We start from the raw sequence: 14,725 nt of genomic DNA, 5'->3' as shown, positions 1-14,725 counted from the left end.
GGAGCTCGCGACAAAATTGCGAAGCAATTTTGCGCTGATGCGACGAAGCAATCCAGACTGTCTCTTCGGAGGTAGTCTGGATTGCTTCGCTACGCTCGCAATGACGATCGTCGAAAAGACTCGGCAGGAAATCAGGCCGACCTTCTCACCGCGTTGTCCACCAGTGTCTTGCCGAGCGACCAGATCGCGCCGGGGACCTTGTGGCTGCCGGCGATGACGTCGTCGAAGGCGCGCTCGATCCAACTACAGTCTTCTTCGGTGATCGTGAGCGGCGGCAACAGCTTGATGGTATGGCTGCCGTGACCGGCGACCTGGGTCAGGATCTTGTGATCCTTGAACAGCGGCACCGTGATGAGCTGGCAGAACAAGCCCTTGTTGGCCGCCTCCAGCACGTTCCATGAGGCCTTCAGGCGCAGCGATTTCGGTGGGCCGAACTCGATGCCGATCATCAGGCCCTTGCCGCGCACTTCCTTCATCAGCTCGTAGCCGGGCACCATCCGCGTCAGGGCCAGCCGCAGCTCGGCGCCGCGCTTGGCGGCGGACTCGATCAGCTTCTCGGATTCCATGACATCGAGCGTGGCGATGCCCGCGGCCATTGCGAGGTCGTTCTTGGAGAAGGTGGAGCCGTGCACCACCGCACGGTCCATCTGGTTGAAGATCTTGTCGAAGATGCTCTTGCGCGTCAGCACCGCGCCGACCGGCACATGGCCGCCCGACAGCGACTTCGACAGCAGCACCATGTCGGGCTCGACGTTCCAGTGCTCGACCGCAAGGAAGCGGCCGGTGCGGCCCATGCCGGTCTGGATCTCGTCGGCGACAAACAGCGTGCCGTATTTCTTGCAGAGCGCGGCCGCGCCCGGCAGGAACTCGTCGGAGGGCATGTTGACGCCCTTGCCCTGGATCGGCTCGACGATGAAAGCGGCCACTTCGCGCGAGGCCAGCGCCTTTTCGAGCGCGGCCAGATCGTTGAAGGGGACCGAGGTGCAGCCCGGCAGCAGCGGCTCGAAACCGCCGCGGAAGTTCGAATCACCGGTCAGCGACAGCGCGCCATAGGTCAGGCCGTGATAGGCATGGGCGCAATAGACGATCCCGGGCCGCCCGGTGGCGCCGCGGGCGAACTTGATCGCCGCCTCGACGCATTCGGCGCCGGAATTGGCGAAGAACGCCTTGTCGAGATAGGGAACGTATTTCAAAAGCCGCTCGGCGAGCACACCGGCGAGCACCGAGACGTCGAATTGGACCAGATTGGGCAGGTCGGCATCGAGCACGCTCTTGAGCGCCTCGCGCATGACCGGATGATTGCGCCCGATCGCGAACACGCCGAAGCCGGACAACAGGTCGAGATAGCGCGCGCCGTCGCGATCGTAGAGATACTGTCCCTGCCCCTTCTGGAAGCCGACGTCGTAGCCGATCGTCTTCAGGACCCGAACGAACTGCTCGTTCAGGTACCGGTTATGCAGGGAGCTCCGCTGGGCCTGACGGTCCGCGAACAGCTGAGACATGTCTGGATTTGGACTGTTCATCCGCTACATACTTCGATTGAGGGCCGCTTCGTCAACTGAAAACGGTCAGCAAACGGAAAAGGGCCTGTGCGGCCTTTTGCCCTTTTTCGGACCATCTTCGCAAGCACAGCTTTAGACCATGTTGCACTGCCAAGGAACACTCATGCGTTTGACCATTTACACCGGAATATTGCTGGCTGGCGGTTTCACTTGCCTGAGCCCCGCGCTGGCCGCGGACCCGACCGGCGACTGGCGGGTCGCCGACGGCGTCGCCAACATTCGTGTTGCCCAGTGCAATGGCAGCATGTGGGGCGCAGTCTCTTGGGAAAAGCAGCCTGGCGGCCGCGACGAGAACAATCCGGATGTGTCAAAAAAGAACAGGCCGACGCTGGGCATGGCCACCCTGATCGACATGAGGAAGAAGGCCGGCGCCGATCAGTGGGAAGGACAGGTCTACAACGCGAACGATGGCCAGCTCTACAGCGCAACCATCACGCCGGTCGGTAGCGACCAGCTCGAAATCAAGGGCTGCGTGATGGGGTTCCTCTGCGGCGGCGAGACCTGGACGCGGGTCGGCCCACCGATCCCTTTGAGCCCCACCAACACCGCCGCCAAGGGCGGCGCGCCGAAGACCACCGGCGCGGCGCCCAAAGCCGCAGGAACGGCGATGGCCGCCGCACCTGCCCCGACGACCGCAGCCCCGAAGAGCACCGCTGCAGCCAAGCCGGGTCAGAAAGGCGCCGCCGACGCCGTCGGCGACATCTGCCTACTCCCTGAGATTACGGGGTTTGCCCATTAGGGCCGGCTGGAACAGCAGCACGGCGGCGAGCGTCGTCACCAGCGAGAGCGCCAGCAGCTTGCCCATGCTGGACGTACCGGGATGGCTCGACAGCCACAGGCTGCCGAACGCGGTCGCCGTCGTCAGCGCGCTGAAAAAGATCGCACGCGTCAGGCTGGTCTGGAGCAGGTTTGTTCTACCTGAGCGCCAGGCCACGACATAATAGATCTTGAAGGCGACGCCGACGCCGAGCAGCAGCGGGAACGCGACGATGTTGGCGAAGTTGAGCGGCAGTCCGATCAACACGCAGATCTCAAGTGTCACCGCGCCCGCAACCAGAAGCGGCACCAGCGTCATCAGCACGTCGACGAACCGGCGCAGCGTGATCCACAACAGCAAGCCGATCACCAGCAGCGCGTAGATGCCGGCGTGGATGAACGCCCTCACCACTGTGTCGCCGGATTTCAGGATCGAGACCGGCCCGCCAATCGCGGTCGGCTCGGCGACGAGCACGGCTGCCGCGAACTTACGCAGCGTGTCGTTGTCGTTGGGATCGCCCTTCGGCAGTGCTTCGACGCGGATGATGCCGTCCTTGCTCTTCCAGGCGCTGATGAGATCGGGCGGCAGCGAGTTCAGAGTAACCGGTTCGGCCTGCATTGCGTTCCGGAGCTGATCGAACACGATCTTCATCGGCGTCACGAATACGTCCTGCGCCTTGTTGCGCATGGCCTCATCCGCATTGGCGAGCTTCTCGAGCCCATCCGCAAGCCGGCGCGAGGCAACTGCGCCGGGGCCCTTCGCGTCGCCGGCAGTCCTGCGCAGATTGTCGACGGCGGATCTCAGCGACTCGACGTTCTCCTGGTCCGAGGGCGCCGCGTCGATCTGGTCCGGATTGAGCGCTGGGTTCAGCACCTTGGCGCCCTGCGCGAGCAGCTTCAGCTTCGGCGGCTGGTCCTCCGGCACGAAGCTGTTGAGCGACATCACCCGCAGCACCTCGGGCACCTTCTCCAGCTTCGCCTCGACCTGTTTGGCCTGCTCCTCGGACGTCGTCATCACGTTGATGGCGTTGGCGCCGGTGTTGGGATCGTTGCGCAGGTCGAGGAAAGTCGCGATCGACTCGGCCCTCGGGTTGCGCAGGTTCATGGGGTTGAAGTCGAACTTCATGAAGTAGAGCAACGGCAGGCCGCCGAGCGCCAGGAGCAACGTGCCGCCGACAATCAGCACACGATGCCTCTCCAGGAAATGATCGAGCGGCGCCAGGAAGGCGTAGCCGACCGGCTCCTGCTCGCCGGGCGGATTCAGAAGCTTCAAGAGCGCCGGCAGTACGGTGATCGAGGAGATGAAGGCCACCAGCATGCCGACGCCCGCGATCTGGCCTAGTTCGGCAATGCCCTTGTAGTCGGTGGGGATGAAGCAGAGAAACCCGGCCGCGGTCGCCATCGCCGCGAGCGACAGCGGCACCGCCGAGCGCTTCGCCGCCAGCACCAGCGCGCCGGTGAGATCGTTGTGCTTGTAGCGCTCGGAGCGGTAGCGGACGCTGTACTGGATGCCGAAGTCGACGCCGAGCCCGACGAACAGCACCGCGAACGCGATCGACAGCAAATTGAGCGAGCCGACCATCATCAGGCCGGCGGCAGTCGTCAGCGCAAGGCCGACGAAGAGATTGATGAACACCGCGAAGATGATCTTCGCCGAGTGCAGTGCCAGCCATAGGATGAGCAGCACGACGAGCACGGTGCCGATGCCGTTGACGACGGCGCCCTCCTGTACGGTGGCATATTCCTCATTGGCGATCGGCACCGGGCCGGTCAGCCGCACACGCGCCTGATATTTCGTCGGGAAATTCAGCTCGGCCGCAGTCTTGCGGATCGCGTCGGTGGCGTCCTTGCCGGGCTCCAGCGCGTTGTAGTCGAGGACCGGCTTGAACTCGATGAAGGTGCGCTTGTCCGAATCCGACAGCGGCTCGTCGCTGACGAGCTCACGCCAGGAGAAGCTGGCATTGCCCTTGTTGAGCACGGTCTCGACCGTCTGCGCGATCAGATTGAAGGGACGCCCAGTGTTGTCGAGCTTGACCTGGCCGCGCTTGACGCCGGCAAGTCCCGTTTCCAGCGCGCCGGTCAGGCCGCGGATCGAGGGATCGCCGGCCATGATCTCGATCAGGGGTGCCGCGGATTCAAACTGGCCGGTGATCTTGCCGACCTCCTCGGTCGGCAGGAACAACAGGCCGTTCTTCTCGAAGAACTCACCGGAGCCGAGCTGCTGCACCGACTGGAAGTTGGTCTTGTCGTCCTTCAGCTTGGCAAAGAGCGCATCCGCCGCCGCGCTCGCCATCTCCGGCGTCCTGGCCTCGACGACAGCCGTGATCGTCGCATCCCGGTCGAAGGAGCGGTCGAACTGCTGGTCGCGCTGGCGCCAGTCCAGATTTTGGGCAATCAGCGAATTGATGTCGGTGTTGATGGCGAAGTGCCGCGACGTGTAGTAGCCCGCTCCCACCGCCAGCAGGAGCCCGAGGACGACGACGAGGGAGGCAAACCGGGTGCAGGCCCTGACGATGGCAACGACGACGCTTTGCAGCACTTCTTTTCTTTCTGCGGTTAACAGCTTGCCGGAAACGCCCGCTGTTTATCGGAGTTCCCAGGCGAAACCTATTGCTGTTTTGAGTGGCAGTCGCCGGAACAAGGTTCGAAGTAAACGGCTTGGAGAGCGAGGCAAAATCATGCGGGTGGCCGGTATAGACGGGGACTTGAGGCGGGAAAGTGACGGAGGGGCGAGCACAAAATGCCGCCATGGCTTGGTTGGTCCTCGACTACTATAATACCGGAAACTTGCCCTGATATGGAACCCCGCGTGCTTGCACCTTTCCTTGCTGCCGATTTTTTGACACAAAGTGCTGTGCCCTCCTCCGCTCGGAACCCCAAGCGGGTGGGCAGCTACCGCCTACGCGAACCAATGGTGCGGATATTGCAACTCATTGGTAGCTATCGGATTGCCGCTGGGGACGATTGAGCGGATTGGTGCAACTTGCGTGATGGGCAGCCAATGGAAGTTTATCTGGCGCAACCGCGCGGCTTCTGCGCGGGCGTGGTGCGTGCGATCGAGATCGTGGAACGGGCCCTGCAGAAGTACGGCCCGCCCGTCTACGTGCGGCATGAGATCGTGCACAATAAATACGTCGTCGAGAGCCTGAAGAACAAAGGCGCGATCTTCGTCGAGGAGCTGTCCGAGGTGCCGCCCAAGGCCGTGACCGTGTTCAGCGCCCATGGCGTCGCCCGCAGCGTCGAGGAAGAGGCCGCCGCACGCGACCTTCCGGTGCTGAATGCCACCTGCCCCCTGGTCACGAAAGTTCACAATCAGGGGAAGCGCTACATCAGCAAGGGTCGCACCCTGATCCTGATCGGCCATGCCGGCCATCCCGAGGTCGAGGGCACGATGGGCCAGGTTCCGGGGCCGGTGCTGCTGGTCCAGAGCGTTGAAGAGGTTAAGGCGCTGACACTGCCTGCAGATACGCCAGTGGCCTACATCACCCAGACCACGCTGTCGGTCGACGACACCAGGGACATTATCGCGGCCCTTCAGGCCAGATTTACAGACATTCAAGGCCCCGACATCCGGGATATCTGCTATGCGACACAGAACCGCCAATCTGCGGTAAGGGACCTGAGCAAGCTGGTCGACGTGATCTTGGTGGTGGGCGCCGCCAATAGCTCGAACTCGAATCGGCTCCGCGAAATCGGCACCGAGGCCGGCGTCGCGAGTTATCTGATCGCCGATGGCAGCAAGCTCGATCCGGAGTGGTTGAAAGGTGCCAGGACCGTCGGCCTCACGGCCGGCGCCTCGGCGCCCGAGGTATTGGTGGATGACGTGATCGAAGCTCTGCGGCGGATCGGACCCGTGACGGTCTCGGTGCTCCCGGGCCGCGAGGAAAACATCGAATTCCGGCTTCCGGCCGAACTGGCCGCGAGCTGACCTACCCGAATTCCAAGCCCAGAAAGAAACTTGTAATGGCTATACCCTTCTTCAAGGAAATGCGTATCGGCGGCTATTTGCTCAAGCAGAAACTGCTTGGCCGCAAGCGCTATCCGCTCGTGCTGATGCTGGAGCCGCTGTTTCGCTGCAACCTCGCCTGCGTCGGCTGCGGCAAGATCGATTATCCGGATGCGATCCTCAACCGCCGCATGACGGCGCAAGAGTGCTGGGATGCGGCCGACGAGTGCGGTGCGCCGATGGTCGCCATTCCCGGCGGCGAGCCGCTGATCCACAAGGAGATCGGCGAGATCGTGCGTGGCCTCGTGGCGCGCAAGAAGTTCGTCTCGCTCTGCACCAATGCGCTGCTGCTCGAGAAGAAGCTCGATCTGTTCGAGCCCTCGCCCTACCTGTTCTTCTCCGTGCATCTGGACGGTCTGAAGGACCACCACGACAAGGCGGTGTCGCAGAAGGGCGTGTTCGACCGCGCCGTCTCCGCGATCAAGGCCGCCAAGGCGCGCGGCTTCACCGTCAACGTCAACGCCACCATCTTCGACGGCCATCCGGCCGAGGAGATCGCAAAATTCCTCGACTTCACCGTCGAGCTCGGCGTCGGCGTGTCGATGTCGCCGGGCTACGCCTATGAGCGTGCACCGGACCAGGAGCACTTCCTCAACCGCACCAAGACCAAGAAGCTGTTCCGCGACGTCTTTGCGTTGGGCAAGGGCAAGAAGTGGAACTTCATGCATTCCGGCCTGTTCCTGGACTTCCTCGCCGGCAACCAGGAATACGAGTGCACGCCCTGGGGCATGCCCGCCCGCAACATCTTCGGCTGGCAGAAGCCCTGCTACCTGCTCGGCGAAGGCTATGCGAAGACCTTCAAGGAGCTGATGGACACCACCGACTGGGAGACCTACGGCACCGGCAAGTACGAAAAGTGCGCCGACTGCATGGCCCATTGCGGCTACGAACCGACGGCGGCGACCGCCGCGCTGAACAACCCGCTCAAGGCAATGTGGGTGTCGCTGCGCGGCATCAGGACCACGGGCCCGATGGCGCCGGAGATCGACATGTCCAGGCAGCGCCCGGCTCAGTACATCTTCTCGGCCGAAGTGCAGAAGCGCCTGTCGGAGATCCGCAAGGACGAGGCCGCCGCCGCGCAAGAGAAGGCTGCCCGGAAGGCTTCGACGGCGGCGTAGGCGCGCGAGTCGGCACGAACGAAAAAGGCCCGGTCGCCAGCGCGACCGGGCCTTTTCTGTTGTCAGATCGAAAAGCTCAAACCGTCTCGGGCACCAAATCCGCGCTGTCGGCGAGTTCGGTGCCGATCAGGAAGTCGCGGCAGCCGCGCAAGCTACGCAGCGCGCGGTTGAAGTCGAGGCCGGTCGAGACCAGTCCGTGCAGCGCTGCCGGATTGCGCACGATGCCGCGCAGCACGGCGAAAAGGTCGATCTGGCCGTTCGGCTTGATGGCAGCGCGGGCCAGCGCCGGTAGCGCGCGGTGGGCGGGATCGCTGATGACCCGGACCGCGGCAAAGGGCAGCCCGGCCTCGGCGGCGTAGGCGGCCGCGATATGGCTCTCCATGTCGACGGCTGCCGCTCCAGTCTCCGAATGCAGCGCCGCCTTGCAGGACCGGCCGGTGACCACTTCTTCCGCGCCGGCGAGGCTGCGCCGCACCACGCGGCGGCGTCCTGACGTCAGACGCTCGATGAGGTCGTCGCCAAGCGACAGCCCGGCAGCCCAGCGTGCATCGCCCGCCAGCACCTCGGTCGCCACCACGACGTCGCCGGAGCGCAGCGCCGGGTCGAGCCCGCCGGCCACGCCGAAGGAAATGACGCCGCGAATCGTCTCGGGATCCAGCACCGTCAGGAGCGCGCGCAACTGGGTCGGGCTGCTGGACGAGCAGATGACAGCCATTCCGGGCCCTGCCGCGATGCGGGCCTCCTGAACCAGTCCAGTCACAATCAATATTGGCCGCGGATCAATGGCATTGCCCGCGGTAACATAGTCCCCCGTCCCCAAAGTCACATTCCGACCCCTACCACCCTGCTGTTGGTGTCCCGCAAGTTCCGATACCGCGCCAACGCCCACAGCGGGAAGAACTTCGCGTACCCATGGTACCGTAGATAGAATACACGGGGGAAGCCTGTGGCCGTATACCGCTGCTCGTCCCACAGTCCTTTTTCGTTCTGTGTTGCAATCAGGTACTCCACCCCGCGGGCGACGGCCGGGTGATCAACCTCGCCTGCGGCCATCAAGGCAAGCAAGGCCCATGCCGTTTGCGAGGCGGTCGAGGGCGCCGCCTCCCACCCCTTGTAGTCGAGCCGGTAGCTGACGGCGTCCTCGCCCCAGCCGCCGTCCGCGTTCTGGATTGAGGCCAGCCAGCCAGCGGCCTTCCGGATCATCGGGTCGTCGTGGCGGACGCCGGCCATGTTCAGGGCGCAGAGCACCGACCAGGTGCCGTAGATGAAGTTCATCCCCCAACGGCCGTACCAGGAGCCCTCGGGATGCTGGGTCTTCCTGAGGTAGGCGACCCCATCGGCCACGTGCTTGCTGGTCTGCGCGGTCTCGCCGAGCTGGGCCAGCATGGAGATGCAGCGGGCGGTGACGTCCTCGGTCGGCGGATCGAGCAGCGCGCCGTGGTCGGAGAACGGGATGTTGTTCAGATAATATTCGAGATTGTTGACGTCGAAGGCGGCCCAGCCGCCGTCGTCGCTCTGCATCCCCTCGATCCATTCCCGGCCGCGATCGATGGCAGCATCATAGCCGGTGGCGCCGTGCTCGCGCCGCATGCGGTCCATCGACATCACCACCACCGCGGTGTCGTCGAGATCGGGATAATAGGCGTTGTTGTACTGGAAGGCCCAGCCGCCCGGACGCACGTCGGGCCGCTTCACGGCCCAGTCGCCCTTGACCTCGAGCTCCTGCTTCGGGATCAGCCAGTCGAGGCCGCGTTTGGCAGCCGGCACGGCCTCTGCGTTGCCGGCCTCGAGCAGCGCGTGCGCCGTCAGCGTCGTATCCCACACCGGCGAGACGCAGGGCTGGCAATAGGCCTCCTCCTCGCGGATGACGAGGAGCTTGTCGATGCCCCGGCGCGTGACCGCGCGCGGCGGATAATTCTCGTCCTTGCCGAGCGCGTCGTACATCATGACGATGTTGGCCATCGGCGGATAGATCGCGCCCATGCCGTCCTCGCCGTTCAGCCGCTCCTCGATGAAGGCGAGCGCCGCATCGATGGCGCGCTTGCGCAGGCTGTTCGGAAACATCGGTTCGACCACGCGCAGGATGCCGTCGAGCGCGCGAAACAGCACGAACCAGGCCATGCTCTGGTGCGGCGCCTTGGCGGTCATCCCGATCGAGCGCGGATCCTGCAGGAACAACTCGTCGATGCCGACGCCTTTCGAATTCTTCGCGCGCGGCTTGAGCGCAGCGAGCACCATCAGGGGCACCATGGTGGTGCGCGCCCAGTAGGAGATCTTGTTGATGTGGAACGGCGACCAGAACGGCAGCAGCACGATCTCGATCGGCAGCACCGGCGCCGCGCGCCACGTCACGACGCCGAACATTGCCAGCATGAAGCGCGTGAAGACGTTGCTGTGGATGGCGCCGCCGCGGGCGTGGATCGCCTCGCGCGCGCGTACCATATGCGGCGCGTCGATGGAATCACCGATCATCTTCAGCGCGAAGTAGGATTTCACGCTGGCGCTCATGTCGAACTCGCCGTCATGCACCAGCGGCCAGCCGCCATGGGCGCCCTGGACGCGTCGCAGGTAGTTGCCGATCTTGGCCTCGAGCACCGTGTCGACGGGCTCTGCGAGATAATGGCGCAGCAAGATGTACTCGGCCGGAATCGTGCAATCGGCTTCGAGCTCGAAGACCCAGTGGCCGTCGGATTGCTGGAAGCGGAGGACGCCTTGCGTGGCCGACGCAATGCTCGATTCCAACGTTCTGGATTTTTGGACTTCGCGGGCGGTCGCGTTCACGGAATCCATCTTGCTCGATTACTCCGATAGTTAGCTTGAATTGACCGGGACAAATAACCCGTCAGGGCCGCTTTTCAGGATCCTTTGGCGGCCAGAACCAGATCGGCGGCGCGATCGCCAGATCGGACCGATCCCTCGATGGTTGCAGGCAACCCCGTAGCAGTCCAATCCCCGGCAAGAAACAGGTTTTTCAGCGCGGTGACCGGCCCGGGACGTAAGGAATTCTGCGCCGGCGTCGCTGCAAATGTGGCGCGGCGCTCGCGCACGATCTGCCAGGGAGGCAATTGAAGCAAGAGCTCGCCGGAAAGGCCGGCGGCCTTGCAGACGTCGTTCCAGACCGCCTGCGCCAGTTCCTCGCGCGGCATGTCGACCAAGCGGTCGCCATTGCTGATGGTCACGGAGAGCCGGTTGGGGAATGCGAACAGCCACTCGACGGTTCCGCCGATCACACCCAGGATCGGCGCTGAACCCGGCGGCGGCTCAATGCGAAAATGCGCGTTGACGATGGCGCGGAATTCGGTGGGCGTCTTGATGCCCGGCAGCAGGTTCGAGGCCGCGCGCGGCGGCACCGCCATCACGACGACGTCGCCGTCGCTGAGCTGGATCACATCCTCGCCGCCGAAATTCAACGCGCCGACCTTGCCGTCGTTGCTCGCGAAGGAACGCAGCTCGTGACCGAGTTGCACGGTGTGTCCGCGCTCGGTCAAGAACGTCACGGCCGGCTCGATCAGCACGGCACTGAGGCCGTCGCGCGCGATCAGCGGACGGCAGGCCTGCCCGCCGGCGAGCAGGGTCTCGCGCACGATCGCACCGGCAAGTCCGGCCGAGCCCTCGGGCGGATCGACGTTGAGGGCTGCGAGCAGCAGCGGCTGCACCAGGCGCTGATAAAGCACGCCCTCGCAGGGAATGGAGTTGCCGACCAGCGTCTGCTCCGAAGCCCAGATCAGCGGCGCAAGCTTCAAATAGTCGGTGAGCCCGGTGTCGGGAACGCGGCGGCTTTCGTCGAGCACCCAGGTCGGCAGGCGGCCGTCACCGAGATCGATCTGCCAGCGCTGCCCGGTCGCAAGATCGACGAACGGAAACTGCGCTCGCTCCGGCCCGACCAGGCCCGCCTCGGTGCCGATCGAACGTGCGTAGGCCCGCGCGTGACTGTTGCCCGACAGCAGCAAATGATTGCCGTTGTCGATGGTGAGGTTGGTTGCGCCGTCGAAATAGGAGCGGCAGCGCCCGCCGGCCTGGTGCGTCGCCTCGTGCACGGCGACATTGAAGCCGGCATTGGCGAGCCGCACAGCGGCGGAGAGGCCGGAAATTCCAGCGCCGATGATATGAGCTGTGTTTTGCATCAGAGAAAAGCGTAACGGAGCAGGATGGCAATGCGTGTGATCTTCGACACACGCACGGGCTCGCGCGGCGCGTTGAACCCGCGCGCGATCAGGAGGTCCAGAATGGCGTGATAGTATTTCGACATGATCCGCGGCGCGCGCACCGCGCGGCGCCGATTGCGGTTCATGATCTCGTCCGATGTCTCGAAATGCGCCTTCGCGCGCTGCGCCAGCGGCAGGCAAACCTTTGGCAGCGCGCGCTCGGCGATCACGCGGTCCGGATCGCTTGAGGTGATGCCGGCATGCAGCAGGGCTTCGCGCGGCAGATAGAGCCGCCCGAGCGTCGCGTCCTCGTCGATGTCGCGCAGGATGTTGGTGAGCTGGAGCGCGCGGCCGAGATGATGGGCGAGCAGGATGCCGTCTTCCTCGGGCAGGCCGAATACCCGCACCGACAGCCGCCCCACTGCGCTCGCGACACGATCGCAATACAGGTCCAGCGTCGCCATGTCGGGCGCGCGGATGTCCTGCGGGACGTCCATCTCCATGCCGTCGACGATGGCAAGAAAATCCTCGCGCTTCAGCCCGAACGTCTTCACCGAAGTGACGTAGTCTTTCAGGCGCTCCGGCGGATGCCCCTGATAAAGCGCGTCGATGTCGCCTCGCCACGCCTGGAGCGCCGCGAGCCGTTCGTCGCGCGGGCCGTCGGAATCGGCGATGTCATCGACCTGGCGGCAGAAGCTGTAGATCTGGAACATCGCCTCGCGCTGGTCGCGCGGCAGGATCCGCATCGCGGCGTAGAAAGAGCTGCCGGATGCGGTCGAGCCATAATTGGCGCCGGGCGAGGCCGCCTCAAGCGTCATGAGCAGTCCCCGGTTTGGTCATGGCCCTGCGCCCCATCGCGCGGCGGCCGACTTCGCCGATCATGCCTGCGAGGCTGAAGGTGAGAAGCTCGAGCTTGTTCAGATGCACCCGCTCGCGCAGGGGATCGCGCACCTTGAGCAGGCGCACGATGCGGTCGGCATAGGCCTGGATGACGGAGATGTCGACGCCGAGGCGGAAGTCCCTGACCTCTGCGCTGAGTGACTTGCTCTGGTTGAGAAGCGTTTCGTTGCGCACAGCGAGCGCCTGCAGGCAGGCCAGCATCGCCGGCGGCGACCGCGTCAGGGCGAGCTGCTCGACCGAGGCGCCGCTCGCGGCCAGCGCATCGCGCGGCAGATAGACGCGATTGAGCTCGCGAAAATCCTTGCCGCAATCCTGGAGGTGGTTGTTGATCTGGAGCGCCGCGCAAAGCGCGTCCGATGCGGCCCAGGTCGAGGTGCTCTCGCCATGGACGTCGAGCATGAAGCGGCCGACCGGCATCGCCGAATAGCGGCAATAGTGGACGACCTCGTCCCAGGTCTCGTAGCGAAGCTTGGTCACGTCCATGCGGAACGCGATCAGCACGTCGAGCGCATGGCGCGGGGCCATGCCGCGTTCGGCCAGCGCGCCGCGGAGGCTGACGGCCTCGGCCTGGGTATCGCCCTTGCCGAGCAATTCAGCTTCGAGCAGGTCGAGATAAGCGAGCTTCTCGTCGGCCGGCAGCGTCGCATGGTCGGCGATGTCGTCGGCGGTCCGGACGAAATTGTAGTACGCCAGGATCAGGGCGCGATGACGCGGATGAATGATCCAGGACGCGACGGGAAAATTCTCGTCGCGGTCACCCTTGCCGGATCGCAATTCGTTCGCAGAGGTCATCGAGGGCTGATCAACAATCGTTTGGACAGGAAGGCTTTTTTTCGCTCGCGCCAGCGATGCCGCCGCGGCCCCCATATAGGGGAATACGGCAGCAAAACCAATCCTGTCTCGCGATGGCTGCCCTTGCGGATCGGGCTCGAAAAGGCAGCCCCGGGGCCGCCTTTTGTGGGCCAGCGGCCGAACTTACTGGTTGTGGTTCTTCAGGACCTGATCGCAGGCCTGCGAGATCTTGGCCCGGTTCTCCTTGAGGCAGGCCAGGACGGTGAAATCGCCCTGATCGATGACCGGACGGCAGAATTTCTGCACGTCGCGCGTGCAGGCCTTCTGCTCGGAATCCGTGCCGCGGCCTTGCTGGGCGAACGCCGTCGTGGAAAGGGATGCCGACAGCAGGGTGAGAGCGACAAGAAGCTTACGCATTGTATTCCTTCATTCTGACGGCAGAATCGCACCGGTCCCGGACAGCACAGGGCGGACGGCGGGAGCGGATCGTTCTGGTGGCGAGTTGCCGCGGAGACTGCGACATCGGAGAAGGCACAAGCGCTGGCAAATGCGGCCAAATTTTCGCCACGCCGGCCAGATCAGGTCTTCCCCAGACCTTCCTTGGCAGATGTAAGGGGTTGATACTACGTCATAATTCTGGCACTCCGCGTTTTGCCGGGCACCTGTTGCAGACCTGCATCTGTCGTTGGCGTTTTTCCCGCCAGAAGCACTGCGAAACATGGGACATCTCGATACCCGATCGCGGCGCGCGTCTCTGCCGGTCAGGCTTTGAACCTGACACTGGCTCGGAACACTAAACTTTCGATGTGGCGAGACGTCCTGTGCTTGAGCGGACGTCGTTCCAAAACGGGATATTTAAGATGAAATTCTTTGGGCGATCTGGACTGGCGATCAAGGCAGCCGGAATTGGCGCAACGTTGCTCTTCTCGGTCACTGCCGGCCAAGCACAGTCGTCCGGACCGTTTGCCGGCTTCGACGGGGCGTGGACGGGCACCGGCACGGTGTCGTTGTCCGACGGCTCCACCGAGCGCATCCGCTGCAAGGCGGACTACAAGGTTGCGGGCAGCGGCCTCAGCCTGAAGCAGGCCCTGCACTGCGCCAGCGATAGCTACAAGTTCGACCTCACCAGCGACGTGACGAGCCAGGGTGACCGCATCTCCGGCAACTGGAGCGAGGCCAGCCGCAACATCTTCGGCAATCTGCAGGGCACCGCCGGCGGCGGCCAGATCGAGGTGTTCGTCGAGGCCAACGGCTTTGCCGCCAACCTGTCGTTGCGCACCAACGGCACCAAGCAGACGGTGCAGATCAGCTCCAAGGGCGAGATCCGCGGCGTCAACATCACGATGACGAAGAGCTGACGCGCTGCGCGCGCCAACGCCTCAGATCAAAACAGACCCCTGGCTTTCGCGAGCCAGGGGTTTTTCCTGTCTTAATGTATGATCGCCC

Annotated in this window: 12 protein-coding genes; 4 read left to right on the top strand and 8 right to left on the bottom strand. The window is 64.1% G+C overall.

What is annotated here, in order from left to right; all coding sequences use genetic code 11:
- Positions 1–131: 131 nt before the first annotated feature.
- Positions 132–1,523 carry an aminobacteriohopanetriol synthase HpnO gene (hpnO, locus tag GWG65_RS01490; protein WP_275193512.1) on the bottom strand — a complete coding sequence of 464 codons (1,392 nt, stop codon included), beginning with the start codon at positions 1,521–1,523 and terminating at the stop codon, positions 132–134.
- A 142-nt stretch (positions 1,524–1,665) separates the two neighbouring features.
- Between hpnO and GWG65_RS01485 the strand changes: the two genes are divergently transcribed.
- Positions 1,666–2,301 (top strand): DUF2147 domain-containing protein, encoded by a 636-nt coding sequence (locus GWG65_RS01485; RefSeq protein ID WP_275193511.1) that lies wholly within the window; start codon positions 1,666–1,668, stop codon positions 2,299–2,301.
- Here the strand turns inward: GWG65_RS01485 and GWG65_RS01480 are convergent.
- The gene (locus GWG65_RS01480; RefSeq protein ID WP_275193510.1) at positions 2,269–4,857 is read right to left on the bottom strand and encodes an MMPL family transporter; all 2,589 of its coding nucleotides are present in this window, start codon (positions 4,855–4,857) and stop codon (positions 2,269–2,271) included. The two genes, GWG65_RS01485 and GWG65_RS01480, sit on opposite strands and share 33 nt — an antisense overlap.
- Positions 4,858–5,319: 462 nt before the next feature.
- Here GWG65_RS01480 and ispH point away from each other — a divergent pair, with 462 nt between their 5' ends.
- Both ispH and hpnH read left to right on the top strand, forming a co-directional pair.
- A complete protein-coding gene (gene ispH / locus GWG65_RS01475; RefSeq protein ID WP_275193509.1) occupies positions 5,320–6,246 on the top strand; it encodes a 4-hydroxy-3-methylbut-2-enyl diphosphate reductase in 927 nt (308 codons plus the stop codon).
- 35 nt (positions 6,247–6,281) lie between these two features.
- Positions 6,282–7,442, top strand: a complete 1,161-nt coding sequence (hpnH, locus tag GWG65_RS01470; protein ID WP_275193508.1) for an adenosyl-hopene transferase HpnH — start codon at positions 6,282–6,284, stop codon at positions 7,440–7,442.
- A 76-nt stretch (positions 7,443–7,518) separates the two neighbouring features.
- On the opposite strand, the gene GWG65_RS01465 is transcribed toward hpnH, so the two are convergent.
- The 6 genes from GWG65_RS01465 to GWG65_RS01440 form a co-directional block, all read right to left on the bottom strand.
- Positions 7,519–8,268 carry a phosphorylase gene (locus GWG65_RS01465; protein WP_275193507.1) on the bottom strand — a complete coding sequence of 250 codons (750 nt, stop codon included), beginning with the start codon at positions 8,266–8,268 and terminating at the stop codon, positions 7,519–7,521.
- Positions 8,265–10,232: a squalene--hopene cyclase gene (shc, locus tag GWG65_RS01460; protein ID WP_275193506.1), complete on the bottom strand. Its 1,968-nt coding sequence runs from the start codon at positions 10,230–10,232 to the stop codon at positions 8,265–8,267. The genes GWG65_RS01465 and shc overlap by 4 nt, the downstream gene beginning before the upstream one ends.
- A 65-nt stretch (positions 10,233–10,297) precedes the next feature.
- Complete coding sequence (gene hpnE, locus GWG65_RS01455) at positions 10,298–11,566, bottom strand: hydroxysqualene dehydroxylase HpnE (RefSeq protein WP_275193505.1); 1,269 nt, start codon at positions 11,564–11,566, stop codon at positions 10,298–10,300.
- On the bottom strand, positions 11,566–12,405 hold the full coding sequence (gene hpnD / locus GWG65_RS01450; RefSeq protein ID WP_275193504.1) for a presqualene diphosphate synthase HpnD: 840 nt from the start codon (positions 12,403–12,405) through the stop codon (positions 11,566–11,568). Before hpnD ends, hpnE begins: the two co-directional genes overlap by 1 nt.
- Positions 12,395–13,279 carry a squalene synthase HpnC gene (gene hpnC, locus GWG65_RS01445; protein WP_275193503.1) on the bottom strand — a complete coding sequence of 295 codons (885 nt, stop codon included), beginning with the start codon at positions 13,277–13,279 and terminating at the stop codon, positions 12,395–12,397. The genes hpnD and hpnC overlap by 11 nt, the downstream gene beginning before the upstream one ends.
- 183 nt (positions 13,280–13,462) lie before the next feature.
- The gene (locus tag GWG65_RS01440) at positions 13,463–13,696 is read right to left on the bottom strand and encodes a hypothetical protein (protein WP_275193502.1); all 234 of its coding nucleotides are present in this window, start codon (positions 13,694–13,696) and stop codon (positions 13,463–13,465) included.
- 443 nt (positions 13,697–14,139) lie between these two features.
- On the opposite strand from GWG65_RS01440, the gene GWG65_RS01435 reads away from it, so the two are divergent.
- Positions 14,140–14,637 (top strand): hypothetical protein, encoded by a 498-nt coding sequence (locus tag GWG65_RS01435; protein ID WP_275193501.1) that lies wholly within the window; start codon positions 14,140–14,142, stop codon positions 14,635–14,637.
- Positions 14,638–14,725 lie beyond the last annotated feature (88 nt).

The sequence above is a fragment of the Bradyrhizobium sp. CSA207 genome, assembly GCF_029051685.1.
Lineage (GTDB): Bacteria > Pseudomonadota > Alphaproteobacteria > Rhizobiales > Xanthobacteraceae > Bradyrhizobium.
Note: the sequence above shows the minus strand (reverse complement) of the source record. Positions and strands in the feature narration are given on the sequence as shown.